A 19,654-nucleotide genomic window follows, 5' to 3' on the forward strand; every position below is an offset into this window, starting at 1 on the left:
CCGATCCGTCGGATCAGACCGATCAACCAGCTCTTTCCCAAGACCCGAAAACGAACACTCTAACCTAAAGCGCCAAGCTCAAGTGACCAGACGTCCGGAGGCATGTCAATCATGCCGATGACCCCGCCTCCGGCGGTCTGGTGACCATAGCACGGTGGAACCACCCGGTCCCATCCCGAACCCGGAAGTGAAACGCTGTTGCGCCGATGGTAGTGGGGCGATAGGCCCTGTGAGAGTAGGTCGTTGCCAGGTCTATGCCCGGCTTCATCGTAACCGATGAAGCCGGGCTTTTTTGTGCTCTCATGCCTCAGTCCGGTGATAGCTTGATTGTGAGATTGCTTTAACATGTGATGGAGTTAGACCCATCGGCATGAACGTCAGGTTGATTGATCAAGGACTTGTGGAGCGATGTTTGAGTATGCCTCGGACAATTGAGTTAATGCAGGAAGCATATGCGGATTTGTCCCAGGGAAATGTCGAGAGCCCGCTGCGGACTGCTCTGGTCAATGACGGTGGCACGGTGCTCTACAAACCAGCTTATTCGGATGGAGCGGGGATTTTCTGCGTGAAGGTGGTTTCGGTTTTTGCCGGAAACCTCGACAAAGGATTGCCCGTGACTCCCGGGATTATTGTGATCAACAGTTCGGAAACGGGCATGCCGCTGGCTATTATAGAAGCTGGTTATCTGACCTCGTTGAGAACCGGAGCTGCCTCGGGTATTGCGACGAAGCTACTAGCTCCTGAGGAAAGTAAGACTGGGGCACTGTTCGGAAGTGGGGGACAGGCGAGGCATCAGTTAGAGGCAATGCTCTGCGCGCGGGACTTTTCAACCATGTATGTTTTCTCTCGAACTGCAGTGAATGCGGAACGGTTTTGTGAGGAGAACAGAGACTTGGCCGGAAACTGCCAATTGATCGCCAATCCTGACCGCTCCGTGCTTAAAGAATGTGACGTGATCACCACGGCGACTACCAGCCCTGTGGCAGTTTTTGCCAACGACGAGGTTTCCGACACGGTGCATATCAATGCAATTGGCTCACTTGGGGCAAGTCGCACCGAGGTGTCCGCCGAAACTTTGTTGAGATCCAATGTGATTGTCGATCAGAGGGACGCCTGTTTGAAAGAAGCAGGAGAGATTTGTCTGATGCGCAACGCCGGATTGATTGGTGATGATTATTATCCGGCTGAGATAGGTGAGGTGATATTGGATCGTGCCAGTCTCGGACCGCGGATCAAACCAACGGTTTTCAAGTCTGTGGGAAATGCCGCACAGGACTTGGTTTGTGCGGCCGAAATCTATCGCTACGCAGAAAAAAATAATTTGGGGGCTAGCGCTGAGCTCTAATGACTAAAAAACCCACGGCCTGAGATCAAGCCGTGGGTTATGAAGGAATGGGAAGTCAGTTACGGCGCCTCTGGTGTAGGCTCGGTAACGGGAACGATCTCAATGCGGATCGCATTTTTAGCTCCGAGATACTGTTTGGCGAGTGCGTTCAGCTCAGCAGCGGTGATGGACTTGTAGTCCTCGTCTCGTTCACTAGCCCAATCGAGGCGGTATGGTTGTTCCTGGGACTGTTGCATGACCGTTCCCAGCCAATAGCCGTTCTTGCGTAGACTTGTTTTCAGTTCACTTAGCTTGGGTTCCAATGCGCGTTTTAGTTCGTCCTCGGTGATGTTACCCGTGGCTAGCTTGTCGCCGATTTCTACGATGATCTTACCCACGCGTTCTGCTTGTTCGGCTTTACCTGGGCTAACTGCGAGCATGTATCCGAGGTCGTTGAAGACGTCACTTGGTTGGAAACCGGCGTAAGGGCTGTATGCTTCCCCGAGTTTCTCCCGGATTTCTTCGCGCATGCGGTTAGAGAGGATGGAGCTAATGATCCCTAGGCGACGAACCGTCTTAATGGAGTCGTTGTTGAGTCCCGGGCCTTTCCAAACTACCATGGCTGTGCCTGGTGCTACGCGACTTTCAAAGGTGTAGCGTTTCACTTGTGGAGGAGTGGGGAGGCTGGGGAGAGCTCTTTCCGCTTCATAGCTCGGTTTGCTAACAGAACGTTTCGGCAGGGCTCCGATGGTACGAGCTAGAATAGGAATGACTTTCTCAGGATCGAGATCACCGATCAGAGAAATCTCGAGATAGCCGTTCTTAAAGGCGGGCATGAGCCATTCTTTGACATCATCTGTCGTGAAGGCGGATGCTTGTTCTTGAGTGGGGAAAACAAAGCGAGGATCGTTGCCCCGGAGGTAGGCATTGAGTTTGGTTTGCGGTCCGGAGGTGCTGTGTTGTAGCTTTGAGTAGATAGCCGGAAGCTGAGCTTTGAAAAGGCGGGCAGCTTCGGGGCGGAAGCCTGGATCGGTCAGGTAGGCGCAGATCATCTGCAACTGAAGTTCAAGATCCTCAGGAGTGGTTCCTCCGGAGAGGGTAAATGCATCATCGCCTGCGCTGAAGCGGACACCGGCATTTCTACCGGCGAGTATTCTACGAAGGTCATCGGTGCTGTGTTTGCCGAGTCCACCGGCAGTGAATGTGGAAGAGGCAAACATATCCAAGCCAGGTTTGCTTTTGGGCATGGTCAATGTGCCTGCGCCAACACGTGCTGAGACATCGATGCTGTTTTTTTCAAAGTCGGTCTTCTTGATATTGCAGTGGCAGCCGTTGTGGAATGTGATTTGGGTGAAATCGTGCTCCTTAACGTGAACTTGTTTCTCGATGGTGCCGGCTTGTCCGAAATCGGTATAAGCAAAGCTGGCATCGTCCATTTTTTCAGGGGCCGAGACTTCGGTTTTTTTGCTCTCTTGGTAAAGTTTGGCCAGAGTCGCTTCATCGTCGGCATCGGCCTTGGTGGTGGTGAGCACCAAGGTAATGTCATCGGTGGCCCAGAAATCTTTCAGAGCTTGGTGGCAGCTCTCGACGGTTACTTTGTCCAAGTTTTCACGAAGAATTGCGAGATCGTCCTCCGGTGTGGAGAACACGGCGTCTTGGTGAATGTGTTTGGCGAGCGAGGATGCCAGATCGTTTGTTTTCCGGCTTGGAGCGGATTTGACAGCTAATTGATAAGCATTGATCAGGTTGGCCTTCACTTCATTCAATTCACTTTCGGTGAAGCCGTGAAGGAGTGCACGACGCAGTTCCTGTTCAAGGACAGGGAGGGCGGCTTTCCAGTTATGGTTGTTGGCAACGACTGAGACACCTCCCAAATCGGTAAAATCAAACAGGTCTTGGCGGTATGCTTCACCGTTGGAAATAGGAGCGTTTTCTTTTTTCGCTAGAATAGAAAAGCGTCGACCAATGATAGAGTTGGCCATGGAGATAGGAAGTTTTTCGGCACGAGTAGCTTTGGTGTCAGGCTTTTTCTCGTATGGTTTCATCGCCACCAAGGTCAGGTCAGTGGATGCCACTTCTTTGTCGGCGAGGACAAGGGTTTTGAAGCCTTCACCGGAGGGGATCTTTCCGAGATCGGGATCTTTGCCCAGCACGTCAGGGTTTTTCATGCTGCCGAAGGTTTCGATGATCCGTTTCTCCGCGGCTTTGGCATCGAAGTCACCTGTGTAGACAAACGTCATTCTGTTAGGCACATAATACTGGGAATAGAAATCGGTGAAGGCCTTGCGAGGGGCGGACTTGATGATTTCCTCAGTGCCAATCGGGAAGCGTTTTCCAAGAAGAGCGTCGGGAAGGAGGCTGTTGAACTGCTTCTCCATGAGGCGCATCTGCACAGAGTCCCGTGAGGTTTTCTCCGATAGGATGACGCCGCGTTCTTTGTCGATTTCTTCGTCGCGAAGGAATGCGCCATCGCCAAAATCGCGCATCACATCGAAGCCAAGCTTGAGGGTGTCTTCTTTGTTGTTAGGTAGGTCCAGCATGTAGACCGTTTCGTTGAACGAGGTGTAGGCGTTGGCATGAGCTCCGAAAGCGATACCGAGGCGTTGCATCTTAGGGATCAGCTGGCTGGCGTCAGGAAAGTTCTTTGACCCGTTAAAAACCATGTGTTCAAGAAAGTGGGCGACGCCACGTTGATCTTCTCGCTCCATCAACGAACCTGCGGCAATGTGCAGGCGCATGCTGACTCGTCCGGGTGGCTGTTTATTCGGCATTAGCAAATAGCGCATACCGTTGGGGAGTGTGCCGTAGACGACGCTCGGGTCAGACTTGATGTCGCTGCTGTCCTGCGCCCACTTGCGTGGTGAAACAGCGCTGTCACTTGAGGCTGGGGTCTCCTTCGCTACGATAGCCGAATTGAGTAAGGCTAGCGCTCCGAGTGAGAGTGAGGATGTAATGAGCTTACTGGGAATCTTCATGGTTGGATAATGTGGTCAGTGAGCGTCATGCAACAAGAGGATTGTCTGCTAATTTCTGAATTGAAGATGGCGACACTTTTTAGCGGAAAGAGTGTTTAGTTTTGCCCGAAACAGTGGCCAGTAGGGATGAATTCACCTTTTATTAAGGGATTGTGGGGAATTGGAGTTCTGAATCTGTAATTTGGTGCTTAGACTAAAAAAAGGCCAATCGGTGATTCTAAGCATTGTTTTTGCACGCAAAAAAGCTTAACTGTGACGCTATCGTCACTATTACCCGTCAACCGTAGATCACCGACCATACGCAAAACCCATTATTCGATACCTCTGCATCTATGATATTACCTCGAGTAGACCGAACTGAATTCAAGTTCCTCATTCCTTTGACGATGAGGGATGAGGTGATTGAGGTAGTGTCGAAACATGCAGGTTACGATGAAGAGGCTGGAGGAAGCTCCCAATACCCGATCATTAGTCAATACTACGATAATGACCACCGTGATTGCTATTGGGAAAAACAACGAGGTCAAAAGAGTAGACGGAAATTACGGATTCGAGTCTACGGTTCCAGTGATAGCGACATTCCGCCCACGACATTCATTGAGGTGAAACACAAGTGTGACGGTCGAGGGGTCAAACGTCGCCTGCGATTGCCCATGGAGGATGCTCTGGAACTGGTTGAGGGCGGGACCGCAAAAATGCTCGAAGACGGAGGCGATCTGTCTCGTTACGAGCGCATGGTGGTGGAGGAAATCATCAATCTCGTAGAGCAGAGAGATTTTAAATTTCTCTGCACCATGAGGTATGACCGACAGGCATTTGTCGGAGGGGAAGATGCGCCGGACCTGAGAATAACCTTCGACACCGGAATCGCCTGCCGCTTTGAAAAACAAGAACTCCAGGCGGATGACGATCGGTTTGAGCACTACTTACTAAATAAAGACCAGTGCATCATGGAGGTGAAAACGAATTCGGTGGTGCCCACTTGGTTGCGCCAACTCGTTGGGGAGAAACATTTGGTTCGCCAGAGCTTCAGTAAATTCTGCACTGCACTAGAGCGGCATGATCCAGCGGTTCGAGAAGCGCTTTACGGGCCAAATTCAGTGCCGTTTTCCAAAGATGACTTGCCAGAATATCACGATCTCCCTCAAAAAGAGTTGGTCGACAAATATGGATCCGTGACACGTACCCGCTGACCGATCGGGGAATCTGGGACTTCTAACTCGACAATCCCCGGACGGCAACGTTCTCTTTCCCTGCTAGAAAACGAAATTTTTCAACACACACATCACTCTATGCTATCATTCATTGATTCGCTATTCACCAGCACAGCCAATTCACCCAGCGCTGTGGAGATCATCGTGGCAGTGGCGGTAAGCCTGATTCTAAACCTTCTGGTGGCGGCGCTTTATAAAAACACTTATCGAGGCAAAAATTACTCGCAAGATTATGTTCACACCTTGGTCATCATTGGCACGGTGGTGACTATCATCATCCTGATTGTCCGTGGCGAGGGAGGCGGGCAGATCGCATTTGGTATGTTTGCGGCGTTCTCGATTATTCGTTTCAGGCGGAATTTGACCCAGGCACGAGACCTGGCCTTTATTTTTGTATCGATGGCCACAGGTCTGTCGGTGGGCGCGTTACCGCTCGGTCGTCTCTGGTTGGCCGTGGTGGCTCTGTGTATTGTGGGTATTGCCATCTACGCCATGGCGAAGGGAGACTTCTTTGCACCGCGCCGAGTCAGCCACAGCCTGCGTGTCAGGGTGACCAATGATATTAACTACGATGAAGTATTCGCACCCATCTTCGCCGTGTTCGCGGAGGATGCCGAGTTGAGGAGTGTTGAGTCCGCTCAAGCGGGGATGATGACTGAGTTGCGCTATGATGTAACCCTGAAGGAGTCCGGAAACGTGGCTGATTTCATGGAAAAAATGCAAGTGGGGAGCGGAAATAATCGAGTGCTATTGACCACCATGCGTGGGAATGAGCTCGGAGTTTAGTTTTTCGCTATAGCAGCCAGTGCTGTGCTATTTGACCCGCAAACTGTTTAAATGCGGCCAAATGAGCCGTGACTAGGAGGATTCACCTTGACCCTAGGTGGCCTCGTACCTAGCTTCCCGGCGTCCGCGCCCCATGGCGCTCATTTCCCATGAATATCCACGAGTATCAGGCGAAGGAGTTGTTTGAAAAATATGGTGTCGCCAGTCCCAATGGACAGGTCGCCTCAACAGCTGAAGAAGCTAAAGCCGCGGCCCTGGCCATCGGTGGTAGCAATCTAGTTATCAAAGCACAGGTGCATGCCGGTGGCCGAGGTAAGGGAACCTTTAAAAACGGTTTCCAAGGTGGGGTCCACTTGCTGGAAAGCGCCGACCAGGCAGCTGAGTTCGCCGAGAAAATGATCGGACAAACTTTGGTGACCAAGCAGACCGGTGAAGAGGGTAAGCTCGTGAGCAAAGTGATGATCGGTGAAGCAGTCGACATCGAGCGCGAACTTTACCTCGCCATCCTGATGGACCGCGAAACCTGCCGTCCAGTCATCGTAGCCAGCACCGAAGGTGGTATGGACATTGAGGAAGTTGCCGAGAGCACACCTGAGAAAATCGTCCGTCAGTTCATTCATCCGCTTGCCGGCCTTCAAGGTTACGAAGTCCGCAAGCTCGCCAAGGCTCTCGAGCTTTCCGGCGATCAGGCCAAGCAATTTGGCAAACTTATTTCCAATCTCTATAATCTGTTCCTGAAGAGCGACTGCTCAATGGTGGAAATCAACCCGCTCGTGGTCACTCCAGACGGTCAGGTGCTCGCACTCGATGCCAAGTTCGGCTTCGATGACAACGCACTCTACCGCCACCCTGAGATCGTTGCTTACCGCGACACCGATGAGGAAGACCCTCGCGAAGTGGAAGCATCCAAGTTTGATCTCAACTACATCGGACTCGACGGCGACATCGCCTGTCTTGTCAACGGCGCAGGTCTTGCCATGGCGACCATGGACATCATCCAGCACTGCGGCGGCTCACCAGCCAACTTCCTCGACGTCGGAGGTGGCGCCACCAAAGAACAGGTCTCCGCTGCATTTAAAATCATCCTCGGTGACGCGAATGTCAAAGGCATACTCGTGAACATCTTTGGAGGTATCATGCAGTGTGACATCATCGCTGAGGGCATCCTTGCCGCAGCGAAGGAAACCGACCTCAACATTCCGCTCATCGTTCGTCTCGAAGGCACCAATGTCGACAAAGGACGCGAGCTGATTGCCAACTCCGATCTCGATGTAATCACCGCCGTCAGCCTCAACGATGCCGCCGAAAAAGCAGTGGCAGCTGTCAAAGGCTAATCAACCATTACCAATCACTAATCACGAATTTATTATGTCCATTTTAGTAGATGAAAACACCAAGGTGCTCGTCCAAGGCATCACTGGAGGTTTCGGCGGCAAACATGCCCAACTGAGCCTCGATTACGGAACGCAAATCGTCGCCGGTGTCACTCCCGGAAAAGGAGGTCAAACCTTCGGCGAGAAGACTCCAGTCTTCGACACCGTTTCCGAAGCTGCCGGTGAAACCGGAGCCACCGTTTCCGCCATTTTTGTGCCGCCTCCATTCGCTGCCGATGCCATTCTCGAAGCTGTCGACGCAGAGCTCGATCTCGTCGTTTGCATCACCGAAGGTATTCCTGTAGCCGATATGATGCGCGTGAAGGAAATGATGAAAGGCAGCAAGACCCGTCTGATCGGACCTAACTGCCCAGGCATCGTGACTCCTGGTCGCGGTGAGAAATCGCACGGTGGCTGCCGTATCGGCATCGCACCTGGATACATTCACAAGCGCGGAAACGTCGGTGTGGTTTCCCGTTCCGGAACGCTCACCTACGAAGCCGTCTATCAGCTCACCGAGCTCGGCTACGGTCAGAGCACTTGTGTGGGCATCGGTGGAGATCCTATCAACGGAACATCCCACCTCGATGTGCTGAAAATGTTCAACGACGACGACGAAACTGAAGCCATCATCATGATCGGTGAAATCGGCGGTAATGCCGAAGCTGAGGCCGCACGTTGGGCCAAGGACAACTGCAAGAAGCCAATCGCCGGATTCATCGCCGGTGCCACAGCGCCTCCAGGCCGCCGCATGGGTCACGCCGGTGCGATCGTCGGTGGTGAAGAAGACACTGCCGAGGCTAAGAAAAAGATCCTCGCCGAGTGCGGCATCGCCGTTTCCGAAACTCCATCGGACATGGGCAAGACTCTCGTCGGTATGCTTTAAGCGAGCTAGTAGATACTCAAATCTCAAAGCGTCTTCGCCGTGTGCGGAGGCGCTTTTTTTACGCGATGTTAAGAATCGCGCGAGCAGCTGTGAAGTAGATCAGCATGCCTGAAATGTCCACCAGCGTGGTGATGGCGGGAGCGGCCACCACGGCGGGGTCCAGCTTGATCGCACGTGCGCCAATGGGCAGTAGTGCACCGGACAAAGTCGAGCTGGTGATTTGCAGTGCCAGAGCCAGCGATACTGCGAGAGTAAACATACCGATCGTGACCGACTCTGGCAGTTGAGGATGAAACCACGGCAGGATGAACATCGTGATGAGTGCAATGCAGAGCCCCATCACTGAACCTAACATGCCACCGAGGAACACCTCCTTGAGCAGGACTTTTTTAGTCGTTCCAGCTTCGAGTTCACCCAGTGACATCGCGCGGATGACCATGGCGGCGGCTTGCCCACCAGTATTTCCTCCGGCCGCAACCACCATGGGAAGATACAATGCCAGCAGGTAGATGCTGCTGAGCACATTTTCAAAGCGGAGCATGACGTAACCAGAGGAAATCGCGAGCATTGCCAAAATCAGCAGCCATGGGAAACGGCGCTTAAAGTGAGTGGCCAAAGAGGTGTTGAGGTAGGTTTCCTCAGATTGTTCACCCGCGATACCGGACATTTTTTCGATATCTTCGGTCGATTCCTCTTCTAAAATCTCAAGAACGTCATCGTGGGTAATAACACCTAACAGGTATTCATACTCGTTGACCACCGGAAGTAGGGTCATGTCGTATTTGGAGAACATCTGAGCGGCTTCCTCCTGATCCGCAGTGGCCAGAATGGTGATGTCTACCTCCTGCATGATATCCGCCACCGGCGTGTCCCAAGTGCTGAAGGCCAGATCTCGAAGACGGACTTTTCCCAGCAAATGGCCACGGTCATCAACAACATAAATGCGAGCTAAAGATTCGGCGGAATCTTGGTCTTCGCGCAGCGTGTCGAGTGCTGCCTTGACCGTCATGTTCTGAGTGATGCGGGCGACTTGTGTGGTCATCCGTCCACCAGCCGTATCCTCCTCGTAGCGCATCAGGCTGCGCGTCGCTTCCATGTCCTCCGGACGGAGCAGAGCAAGGTAGCGTTGGCGGGCCTTGGAGCTGACGTCTTGGAGGATGTCAGCGCGATCGTCATCAAGAAGCTGCCCTAAGATCTCACGCTGGGCGGGGATCTTGAATCGTTCCAGAGTTTCCTCGATCAGAGTATCGGGCAGCTCGGCGAGAATCTTGGGAAATCGGTCAACCTCGATGTTCTCGGTGAAGAAAGCACGGCCTTGATCGTCGAGATCCTCAAAGACATTGGCAAGGTCCGCATAGTGCAGATCTTCCGCGGCTTTGATGAACCTCTCGGCATCAAAATCGGCAATGGCGGCTACGAGCGCCTCAATATCCATGATCCTCTCCTCAGGCATGATCTTTTATTAATCGCGCAGCGATAAAAACCAATGATCAAACTGATAAATTAATGTCACATGGAGCTATGAAATTTGCTGGGTCAGCCAGGTTGAAAACTGATCGTGACTGTCCATTGAATACATGTGGCAGCGGAGTCCGGCTTTTTCGCCGGCAGCTATGTTCGCTGCCAAGTCGTCGATGTAGATCGTGTTTGCTGGATCAAGATTCCACTGGTCGATTGCAAGCTGATAGATTTCCGGTTCTGGTTTGATGTGTCCAGTTTCAAAAGAAAAAACGCCGCCCTCAAATTTGGAAAAGATCGGGTATTTTTCCATAAGGAAATCTTTGTGTGGGTTGTTGATGTTAGAAAATAAAATCAACCGATGGCCCTCTTCGTGAAGACGATGGATGGTGTCCCACATTGGCATGTTAGGATCGAAGATGCTCACCCAAGCGCGGAGGAATTCTTCTCGGCTGCCGGTAAAGCCAATGGTCTCGGCACACCAGGAAAAATAACTGTCCTCATCAATGCGCCCAGCTTCAAACTCGTCCTTGCGTTCGATCATTCTATCGAGCCTCTGGTTAGAGTCGGCCTCGCTTAGGCCAATCGGCAGCAGGCTGCGTAATGAAGGGAGAAAATCAACGCCGATGATGACGTTACCAATATCAAAAAGAATATCCATGGGGTGTGTTAAAGTGTTATTGTTAGGTCTGCTCACCGCACTGCTTCAGAATGAAATTAGCCGCAGTATGAGCAGCCCCAGGGCGGGCGTGACGGGCGAGGTTTCGTTTCATCGAACGCCAGCCAGTGGCGTGATCGGAGAGCATTTCACGCAGATGGGCGGAGAGCGCTCCAGGCGTATCGGCCAGGTGACCGCCGTTGAGATGACGTAGGAGATTGAGATTGCCCTCTTCCTGGCCGGGGACCAAGTGGTGGATTAACATCGGGCAAGCGGCCGCAAGAGATTCGTGAACGGTGGCGCCCCCGGCTTTACCCACTACGAGGTGATGCGAGGTCAACAATTCCGGCACCCGCTTAGTCCAGCCGAGGATGCGAACGCGGCCAGGGTAGGAGTCTTTGATTTCTTTGGCCCGACTGTATAACTTGCGAAGGTTCCGACCTAACACAATGGTGAGTTCGATATTCTCAGGGCCAGCATCGAGAATCTCTCGCGATGCTCGCCGGACGAAAGGTTTTTTTGCAGTGGGGAAATAAAGAACCCGGAAAGGTGTCAGGCTGTCGTCAGCGCGGATCGGTTCAAGGTCTGCGAAGTGGGGATTCACAGGGAATCCGGTTTCGATTAATTTTGTTTCCGGAAGTCCTTGGCGAATGAGTGACTCGCGTGTTTGGCGGTCCGTGACCAGCCAGTAGTCAGTGGGAGCCTTTCGCCATGCTGCGTTGATTTCAATGGAATCGGTGACCACCGTGATGACAGGAACTTTTGGAGTATCGGTCTGAAATATTCGCTCCAGGAAATAAGGGTAGAGTGGATAGGTGCTGACGATGGCTTTCGGCTGATGCTCTTTGATGAGTTCGTGCAGTCTGTTTTCCGGCTTACGCATCATCGGCAGTCGTTCCTTGGAAAAGTCCTGACGCTCAGTGGACAGGTAAATCCGCCGCCATAGCCATGGAGCATGGGTGGTGACACCACGGTAAAAACTGCGTAAGCGCTCATTGATAAAAGGGGCACCTTCAGCGCAGGGATCGCAACAAAGAACGGGGCAATGCGGTTCAAGGGCGAGAGAGAGATTTCGGGCAGCGCTATTATGGCCATCGCCGAAGCCCGCCGTAAGAATAAGGATATCCGCCTTGTTTCCGCTCACGGGGCTAACAATATGCAGGGTCAGTGGTTGCGTCGATCCTGCAATTAGGCTATTTACCACTTTAACGTATGGATAAAAGACGTTCGAAAGAAAAAAAGAGTTCAGAGCTCAAGGTTGTTTCAGAGGATGATGCCACTCGGTTGTCTGCGGAGTCGGAGACGACGGATGTCTCAAAGGATGATGCGCAAGGCAAGATGCCTGACTTCAAGCGATCTGCAAGTTTGAGGGGCAAGAAGAGCAACGAGCCAGATTTATCCTCCTTGCTGGACCACTCATCGCCTTCATCGAATACTGGAGTGGGTGCTGTTCAGGAAGAGGAATGGGGACGGAAACCGACTAAGTCTGCTCCTGTGGGCTGGATCATTCTTGGTGGGCTGTTTCTCGTCGGGTTGGCTGTCTGGGCATTGATAGCCTTACGCGATGGCCAGGATGAAATGGCCAGTGCTGTGGTCAAAAAAGAGGAGCTGGCTGAAAGCCGTGCCAAAGAGGATCAGGAAGCTAGAGATAACATGCAACGGATGAAAAATACCGTGAGGCAATACCTCGCCGCTGAGAGCATTGCTGCGAAACTTGCTGTATCACGTCATGCCGACAGAGTGAAACCTCTGATGGAACATTATTACGAAACTCACGATTTAAAACCGGAAGCCTTCGAACAACTCGATAGCATGAGGGCCTTGGCCCTCGATGGACGTTCTTTTGTACTAACCACAATATCACTCAAAAATGGCGAGAAGCGTGCTCTGCTTGTTGAGCATCTTGAGGACGGGAGCTACCAAGTGGAGTGGGAATCTGATGTGTGTTATCAGCCGATCGATTGGGCAAAGTTCTTGGAGCAGCGGGTTACTGAGCCGAAGGATATGCGGGTTTTTGTCAGCAGGGATAGTTTCTACGCATACGAGTTTAGAGACGAAAGCAAATACCAGTGCTATCGACTGACTACGCGGGATTCAGGAGAACACGCATTTGGCTATGTCGGGAGAGACAGTGCGGAGATGTCGAAAATAGAAAACGCGATCGATGCAAGTCGAGCGGGGCAATCACAGGCATCCAAAACCGAACCCATGATCTTGCGTATCCGGTTTCCTGAAGAGGGGCGTTCGAAACGTAGTGTGATTATTGAGAAACAAGTGACGCCACACTGGATTCATGTCAATCCGCCGTCGGAATAAGATGCTTGATGGGAGATGCGGGCATAAAAAAACGGAAGAGCGGGGAGCCCTTCCGTTTGTTTGATTGACCTGTGCGTTAGCAATTAAGCATCAGCGGCGTCCTTTTTCTTTTTGCCGCCGCGTTTGCCACCGTCTTTACCTCTTTCACCGCTGGGGCGCATGTGGATGGCGTTAGGGTAGTTTTCCTTAACCCACTCGCGAACACCTTTGCGCTCTTCTTCGCTGAGTTTGCCGTCTTTGTCGGCATCGAACTTAGCAAGCACAGCAGCGTGGATTTCTTTGCGCTCTTTGCCGATGGTTTCACGAGCGGTTTTCTTCTCTTCGTCGCTGAGTTTACCGTCTTTGTCAGCATCGAAACGCTCGAGCATTTTTTTCTTCATGGCTTCGCGCTGCTCAGGGCTAGGGCCTTTGCCGTCACGAGCTTTCTTTTCTGGCTTCTCAGCATAAGCGGTCACGCTGAGGGCGAGGGCTGCAGATGCTGCAGCGATGATGGTTTTGTTCATTTTCATAAGTGGTTTGTTTTCTGTTTAGTTTGTTGAACTCCTCATCCAGTTGGCTTGTAGTCCGATACTGGGGAGTTGTGCCTACTGAAACCCAGCGATGTAGAGTTGGTTGCAAAAAAAATGAGCACCCTCGAAAAGTTGTCGCAAATCTCATTGCCAGTATTGGACGAACCCGCTTGGATGCCTGTGCCCATGAGTTCTCCACCCGAACCCAAGAAATCCAAAGCCCAGGTATTTGGAGCCAGACTGTTTAGCACCCTCTTATTATGGGCTGTGGTCACCGGGGTGTTCCTCAGCGACAACATCTGGGCCTTCACTGCCATCCTTGCTCTTTTGGGATTGTTCAGTGTGCGCGAATTCTTCCAGATGACATGCAAGGGAGGGATGCCATCTCAGCCAAAGTGGGGAATGCTGACCGGTTTTGCCTACTTGGTCATCGTGGCTGTTAGGATCGGACGCGAAGGCGCCGGAGTACTCGATTCCCTGATGGCCATGGATGTGGCCTTTGTCAGTTTGGTCGTCATGGGCGGTTTCCTCTGCCAGCTTCGCCGACCCATCGATGGAAAAAATACGGTGATTGAAGTCGCAGTGACGACACTAGGATTTGTCTATGTCGCCGTTCTCTTCAGCTTTTTGAGCCGCCTGTTAGTCCTGCCAGCTCCGAATGGAGGCGGGGTGCCGGGTGCTTGGTTATTGCTGTGGTTGATCGCCGTCACCAAGTTCACCGACATGGGGGCATACATCACCGGATCATTGATCGGGAAACACAAGATGATCCCTCACATCAGCCCCGGTAAAACTTGGCAGGGATTTGGAGGAGCATTGTTTTTTTCCCAACTAGCAGGCTGCGGACTTTACGCAATGATGCCGGATCAGTTGGAGATACTCGGTGGCTGGGGCTGGGTGATAGGCCTGAGCTTTGTTCTCTCCCTGTTAGCCGTCGTTGGTGATCTAGCAGAATCGGTATTGAAGCGGAGCATCGGCGTTAAGGACTCGGGGAACACATTACCCGGTATAGGTGGGGCATTGGATTTGATTGATAGCTTATGCTTCACCGCGCCGGTGCTGTATTTCTTCCTCAGGTGGATGCCCGTATAATTTTTTGACCGATGGATCAGCGAATGCAGAAACGAAAAGTAGTCTTGTTAGGATCCACCGGGTCCATCGGCACCAGCACATTAAAAGTAGCCAGTGAAATTCCTGAGCGATTGGAAATCGTGGCATTAGCCGCGAACTCCAGTGTAGAATCTTTGGCGGCGCAGGCTCGGGAGACGGGCGTTAAACACGTCGCGCTCTATGACGATTCAAAAGAGTCTGAACTTCGCGCGGCTCTTCCTGAAGATGTAAAAGTCCATCTCGGAGCCGAGGGATTGTTGGAAATTGCCACCTTGGCGGAGGCAGACATGGTGCTGGTCGCCATTGTTGGCACGGCTGGTCTGCAACCCGCTCTCGCCGCCATTGAAGCAGGCAAAGATCTGGCGGTAGCAAGTAAGGAAATCCTAGTCATGGCCGGTGAACTGGTGATGGATGCTGCTGCCCGAAAAGGAGTGAATGTGCTACCGGTTGACAGCGAGCACAATGCCATCTTCCAATGCCTGAACGGGCACCAAGGAGGTGAGAAGGAAGTGTCACGACTGATTTTAACCGCATCAGGTGGACCATTCCGTCAAACTCCGAAGGAGGATCTAAAAAACGTCACTCTTGCCCAAGCATTGAAACATCCCACATGGGACATGGGTCGCAAGATCACCATCGACTCATCGACTTTATTCAACAAAGGGCTCGAGATGATCGAGGCCCGCTGGTTGTTCGGCATCGAGATGGAACGCATCGATGTCATTGTTCATCCGCAAAGCATCGTGCATTCGATGGTCGAATACATCGATGGTAGTGTGCTCGCCCAGATGAGTAACACCGATATGTGTTTTCCGATTCAGTATGCGGTCACTTGGCCCGACAGGGTGCCGGGTGGATTGAAGCCGCTGAATTTTGCAGAGTTGGCAAAACTTGAATTCGAGGCACCACGCTATGACGATTTTCCAGCCCTCAATCTGGCACGCAAAGCTGGCGAGGTAGGAGGCACACTTCCAGCCGTCTACAATGCCGCAAACGAAGTAGCCGTGGACGCTTTTTGTGAAGGTAAAATCGGATATCTGGACATCGCCAAGATCGTAGGCGAGGTGATGGATGCCCATGCGGTGAAGCACGCGGATGACCTGCAAATTTTGATCGATGCCGATGCGGCCGCCAGGGAGTGCGCCAGTGCACGGATCAATTCTCAGTCACCTTGAGACGCAGAAAGCGTTTACTAGGAGGTATGACGGTATCCGTCACGGTGACTTTCACTGGGGAGACACCAGATTCGTTGACTGCATGAGCTCCGGTGGCAACGGTGGCCGCACCTGCCGTGCTGCTGGCGATGTCGTCCCACACGGATAGATCTGAAGATGCTTGGACGATGATGTCAACGTCTGTCAGCGCAGGTGTCCGATCGAATGTTAGAACACTGCGATCATTGCCATCGATAGTGACTTGTGGTCCTGTGGTGAGGGAGTCAAATGCGGTGGGGATGCCGCCGAGAGCGTATTCCGCGAGGTTGGGAATCCCGTCCATGTCTGGGTCTTGATCGTTGGCTCCGGTGCCCGTGTTACCGGAATCGCCGAAGTGGGTTTTCCTCCATGTTTCTAGCGACCCCAACTGGCTGGCGCTGACGGCGAAGGTGTAGCTCGCTTCATTGGCATCATCGGATGGCACGGTGACGGTGGCTGTGTAAACGCCCTCGGGTTTGCCTGAGGGAAATGTGACTTGGAAGGTGGTGCTGTTTCCGGCAGATAGGACGGTGGTGGCTGGTTGGGTGACGGAGAAGTCGCTTCCGGTCACGGTGATCGTGCCAGTTGTTAGATCCGCAGTGCCAGTGTTGCTGATGGTGATAGTGTTAGATGCAGCAGGAGCACCGAGATCAAGCTCTCCAAGGTCGGTGTGATTGGACAGGTGTGCCTTGGTGTCACCAAAGGGGATGATCAGATTGTTTCCAGTGAGATGGATCTCAGCACGGTTGGTTCCGCCGGTGAGATCCAGGGTGATGTTTTCCATGGGGGTGTCGGGGTCATTGGAATTGACTAGCAACTGAGCGAAATAGGAACCGAATGGCAGTGCGGCAGGTTCAACGGCGAGGGTGACAATGTCACTGCCAGATGGGGCGACGGTGCCGCTGTTAGGCGTCGGGGTGATCCATCCGGACTGGATCGCAGGAGGCAGGATGCGCACCGCCATTTCGTTGCTGAGATAGCTGCTGTTAGCCGCCACGGTGAGGCCGTCGTTGAGTTCGTCGTTCTGTAACCCCACCGTATAATGTGTGCTGGTGGGCACTTCCTTGTATTGCAGGATGAATTCACCGCTGGATTTGAGAATAATCTGACAGCTTAGGCGGTCATCACTCACCAATGGGGATTCGCTAAACTGATAGACACCTTCGTATTGGATGATGAAAGTATCTGGATCGGTCTGCAGGTAGTAAACCCTGCCTTGATCGACGGGATCGAAGCTCGAGCGCAGATCGAGATCATCCCAATAGACAGCGACCATGTTTGCCGGTGCGCCTAGGTTGGGCAGTGAAGGGCTGTTGCTAGGCGCATTGACCCACGGTCCGAAAATGATGAATCCCTCTGTGGAAACCACCAGAGAGCTGTGCGAGCTGTCAAAATATGGAAAACTGAACCCGATAGGGATACTTGCGCTGCCGCCGTTGTCTGTAGGGGCTCCAGACCCGGACCATGAAGTGATTTCGGTGCCCAAGGACGAAATATCCTGCCACTCATATGTCGGGCCTGAAGCGTGATCAGAGTCTCGGTGGACGTATTTTGAAATGATGGAATAATCGAGAGCGCCAAGTCCATTGTTGGAAATTGTTAGATTCTTGCTGCCTGTGGCGCCACTCGCCAGCGTGGTGGAAAAACTGGTGGTGGGAACATCAATATCAGGCGTGTTCTCAAGGCCGGTTCCGGATATGGCGAAGGTGAAGCTGCCCTCATCGGCATCATCGCTGGTGAAACTCACCGTGGCGACTCTGGGGCCCACCACGGTGGGGTCGAATTCGATGGTGAAGGTCTCGGAACCACCAGCGGCAATGACAGTGGACGCGGGCTGGGTGACGGTGAAGTCTCCGGCAGCAGCGCCAGAGATGCTGACAGGTGCGCCAGAGAGGGTGAGGGCGGAGGTACCATTGTTGTGAATGGTGAACGTATGAAGCTGGCTGTAAACGTTGATCTCGCCTTCACCGAAATGACTGCCGTTGCTAGACAGCGTGCCTGTGGATCCTGACTGGATCGGCTGGTCCAAGCCGGTCACGTTAACTTCAGGTCCGGTCACAGCACTGGGGGCGGCGGTGTGGAAAATCCCCTGGCTTGAGTTTAAGTAGGATGCGGACGCGGAAGTCTCCAATTTCACCGCACGCACCATGTAGGTGTATGTGGTGCCAGGGACGCCGGAAAGATCGGTATAGCTGGTGCCGGTGACCAGCTCGGCATTCAGACGGGTAAATTCTCCCGTTAGATCCGCGCCACTCTGGCCACGATACACGGCATACCCTTCGATGTTCGTGTCGGTAGATGCGGTCCAGTTCAGTTCCACGCTACCATCCGTGCTGGTGCTGGTGAGCGTGCTGGCTGGAATCACGGGGAAAAGTCGGAGTGTGGGATCTCCCATCAAGGCGACGTGCACCATGCCCGCTCCGGCACCGGTGATGTAATCGCCTGTATTGTTCTGGGTGACACGCGCGCCGTACCCCAGCGTGCGACCGGTTGCCATGGTATGCAGATGCCAGTGAGGTCGGCCCGCCCACATGTTGGCCAGGCCGAGTCCGTTGACTGTTCCGGCTAGGGGCGCGCGGAGGAAGTTGTTAGTGCTATCCCAGTCGCCGAAGTAGCTGCCGAACAGCATGCAGAAGACCGCCTTGGAATCGGTGCTGCCAAACTGCGCAGAATTACCAATGCCGCCTGCGCTGGTGTAGGAGCCGCCGCCGCACCCGTATGCCCAAAGATAGGTGTCGGTATCCAGCGTCGAGAACCAGTCCGCGCTGGTGATATTGGCATTGCCGAAAAATGTCGTGAAATTCCGCCACGCATTCGACGCAAAGGCTTCACCACCGAAATAGCCGAAGTTGTCATCGACCAGACCCCGGCGTGGAACGCTGGTGTAGTTCCCTTGGAGATGGCGGTAATCGTGGTTTTTTTGCAGGTATCGTTGCAAAAGATCCGTTTCACTGGTTCCCGCATTGGGGAATTGGGTCATGGCATTGAAGTCCACCCGACCTATCTCCAGCTCGGTGTTGCTGGGGAGAAATGACTGGTCGTATTTTCCGTCTCCGGGATTATTCTGAATGCGCGCGGGGCCGATAGATGTGTCCACGGTAGTGTCGGTCCAAGTGCCGTCCAGCTCTGCATAAAACACATCGGCTGGCCAGGCACCTTGGTGATTGCTGGTGTGGCCGTCGGGCACAATGTCGCCGGAGTAGGGGACTGGTATTCTGCCAAACAGAAACACGGATTTCACATCGGGCGTGGCCGGGTTGTTATAGTGGCCGGAAATGACTGCCTTGACGTCCGTAACTGTCGCAGAAGCGGCCACGTCCTCACGGATGACATGCCAGCCATCCCCGGCGAGATCCTTTTGCAGCTGGGTGAGTTCGGTGGGCAGGGCTGCGGCGGCTGTGTCACGAACTAGAAGAATTACTGATCCCCGACGGTCCACCTCCTTGATCTTGATGCCGGACTCGATGTATCCTGCGGAGAATAGTGGGCCGTTGGAAAACAAGCGGATGATGCGGTATTCATATCGTTGCCCCGGAACCACATTGAGGTCCGTGTATGTGAGGTCAGAGGTGGCCAGGGTGTCGTATTCTTCACCCCACGGCTGGCCTGGCTGGCGACGCCAGATTTTCTGGTGCGTGATATTATAGGAAGGGCTCGATGGTGCCAGCCAGTCGAGCTGGATGCCATCAGGTGTATTCAGCAAGGTTGCGCTGATGCGAACGGCCTTATCCTGGCTTTGTTGTGCTGGGGCAGCAGCACATGTCAATCCGAGGATCAGCAGGAAACGGAGCCAGTAGGATTTTCTTCCTGAATTTAACATATCAATGAATGGCGTGGACCGTTCCGGCGGAG

General features: G+C 53.0%; 14 protein-coding genes and 1 rRNA gene. 9 read left to right on the top strand and 6 right to left on the bottom strand.

All coding sequences use genetic code 11. The features are described from left to right. Positions 1–136 precede the first annotated feature (136 nt). A 5S ribosomal RNA gene (rrf, locus tag ACSPJT_RS18745) occupies positions 137–252 on the top strand. Positions 253–370: 118 nt separating this feature from the next. Continuing rightward, on the top strand, positions 371–1,345 hold the full coding sequence (locus tag ACSPJT_RS18750) for an ornithine cyclodeaminase family protein (protein WP_435894090.1): 975 nt from the start codon (positions 371–373) through the stop codon (positions 1,343–1,345). Between the two features lie 59 nt (positions 1,346–1,404). Here ACSPJT_RS18750 and ACSPJT_RS18755 read toward each other — a convergent pair whose 3' ends face one another. After that, the gene (locus ACSPJT_RS18755) at positions 1,405–4,299 is read right to left on the bottom strand and encodes a M16 family metallopeptidase (protein WP_435894091.1); all 2,895 of its coding nucleotides are present in this window, start codon (positions 4,297–4,299) and stop codon (positions 1,405–1,407) included. Positions 4,300–4,631: 332 nt separating this feature from the next. Between ACSPJT_RS18755 and ACSPJT_RS18760 the strand changes: the two genes are divergently transcribed. From ACSPJT_RS18760 to sucD, 4 genes are all read left to right on the top strand, one after another. Then, a complete protein-coding gene (locus ACSPJT_RS18760; RefSeq protein ID WP_435894092.1) occupies positions 4,632–5,492 on the top strand; it encodes a VTC domain-containing protein in 861 nt (286 codons plus the stop codon). Positions 5,493–5,591: 99 nt separating this feature from the next. Further along, positions 5,592–6,299: a DUF4956 domain-containing protein gene (locus ACSPJT_RS18765; protein WP_435894093.1), complete on the top strand. Its 708-nt coding sequence runs from the start codon at positions 5,592–5,594 to the stop codon at positions 6,297–6,299. Between the two features lie 149 nt (positions 6,300–6,448). Beyond that, on the top strand, positions 6,449–7,633 hold the full coding sequence (gene sucC, locus ACSPJT_RS18770) for an ADP-forming succinate--CoA ligase subunit beta (protein ID WP_435894094.1): 1,185 nt from the start codon (positions 6,449–6,451) through the stop codon (positions 7,631–7,633). A 34-nt stretch (positions 7,634–7,667) separates the two neighbouring features. After that, positions 7,668–8,558: a succinate--CoA ligase subunit alpha gene (gene sucD / locus ACSPJT_RS18775; protein WP_435894095.1), complete on the top strand. Its 891-nt coding sequence runs from the start codon at positions 7,668–7,670 to the stop codon at positions 8,556–8,558. Positions 8,559–8,616: 58 nt separating this feature from the next. On the opposite strand, the gene mgtE is transcribed toward sucD, so the two are convergent. From mgtE to ACSPJT_RS18790, 3 genes are all read right to left on the bottom strand, one after another. Continuing rightward, positions 8,617–10,011: a magnesium transporter gene (gene mgtE, locus ACSPJT_RS18780; RefSeq protein WP_435894096.1), complete on the bottom strand. Its 1,395-nt coding sequence runs from the start codon at positions 10,009–10,011 to the stop codon at positions 8,617–8,619. Positions 10,012–10,077: 66 nt separating this feature from the next. Further along, positions 10,078–10,677 carry an HAD family hydrolase gene (locus ACSPJT_RS18785; RefSeq protein ID WP_435894097.1) on the bottom strand — a complete coding sequence of 200 codons (600 nt, stop codon included), beginning with the start codon at positions 10,675–10,677 and terminating at the stop codon, positions 10,078–10,080. A 22-nt stretch (positions 10,678–10,699) separates the two neighbouring features. Continuing rightward, complete coding sequence (locus ACSPJT_RS18790) at positions 10,700–11,818, bottom strand: MGDG synthase family glycosyltransferase (protein ID WP_435894098.1); 1,119 nt, start codon at positions 11,816–11,818, stop codon at positions 10,700–10,702. Between the two features lie 68 nt (positions 11,819–11,886). Here ACSPJT_RS18790 and ACSPJT_RS18795 point away from each other — a divergent pair, with 68 nt between their 5' ends. Beyond that, on the top strand, positions 11,887–12,990 hold the full coding sequence (locus ACSPJT_RS18795) for a hypothetical protein (RefSeq protein ID WP_435894099.1): 1,104 nt from the start codon (positions 11,887–11,889) through the stop codon (positions 12,988–12,990). 83 nt (positions 12,991–13,073) lie between these two features. Here ACSPJT_RS18795 and ACSPJT_RS18800 read toward each other — a convergent pair whose 3' ends face one another. Beyond that, entirely contained in the window at positions 13,074–13,499 is a 426-nt protein-coding gene (locus tag ACSPJT_RS18800) for an EF-hand domain-containing protein (protein ID WP_435894100.1), read from the bottom strand. Positions 13,500–13,613: 114 nt separating this feature from the next. Here ACSPJT_RS18800 and ACSPJT_RS18805 point away from each other — a divergent pair, with 114 nt between their 5' ends. Together ACSPJT_RS18805 and ACSPJT_RS18810 are read left to right on the top strand one after the other, a co-directional pair. Beyond that, positions 13,614–14,591: a phosphatidate cytidylyltransferase gene (locus ACSPJT_RS18805; RefSeq protein ID WP_435894101.1), complete on the top strand. Its 978-nt coding sequence runs from the start codon at positions 13,614–13,616 to the stop codon at positions 14,589–14,591. A gap of 23 nt (positions 14,592–14,614) precedes the next feature. Beyond that, the gene (locus ACSPJT_RS18810) at positions 14,615–15,784 is read left to right on the top strand and encodes a 1-deoxy-D-xylulose-5-phosphate reductoisomerase (RefSeq protein ID WP_435894102.1); all 1,170 of its coding nucleotides are present in this window, start codon (positions 14,615–14,617) and stop codon (positions 15,782–15,784) included. Here ACSPJT_RS18810 and ACSPJT_RS18815 read toward each other — a convergent pair. Further along, positions 15,765–19,622, bottom strand: coding sequence for a choice-of-anchor D domain-containing protein (locus ACSPJT_RS18815; RefSeq protein ID WP_435894103.1), 3,858 nt, complete (start codon positions 19,620–19,622; stop codon positions 15,765–15,767). The two genes, ACSPJT_RS18810 and ACSPJT_RS18815, sit on opposite strands and share 20 nt — an antisense overlap. Between the last annotated feature and the right edge of the window lie 32 nt (positions 19,623–19,654).

The sequence above is a fragment of the Oceaniferula spumae genome, from assembly GCF_042849255.1.
GTDB lineage: Bacteria > Verrucomicrobiota > Verrucomicrobiia > Verrucomicrobiales > Akkermansiaceae > Oceaniferula > Oceaniferula spumae.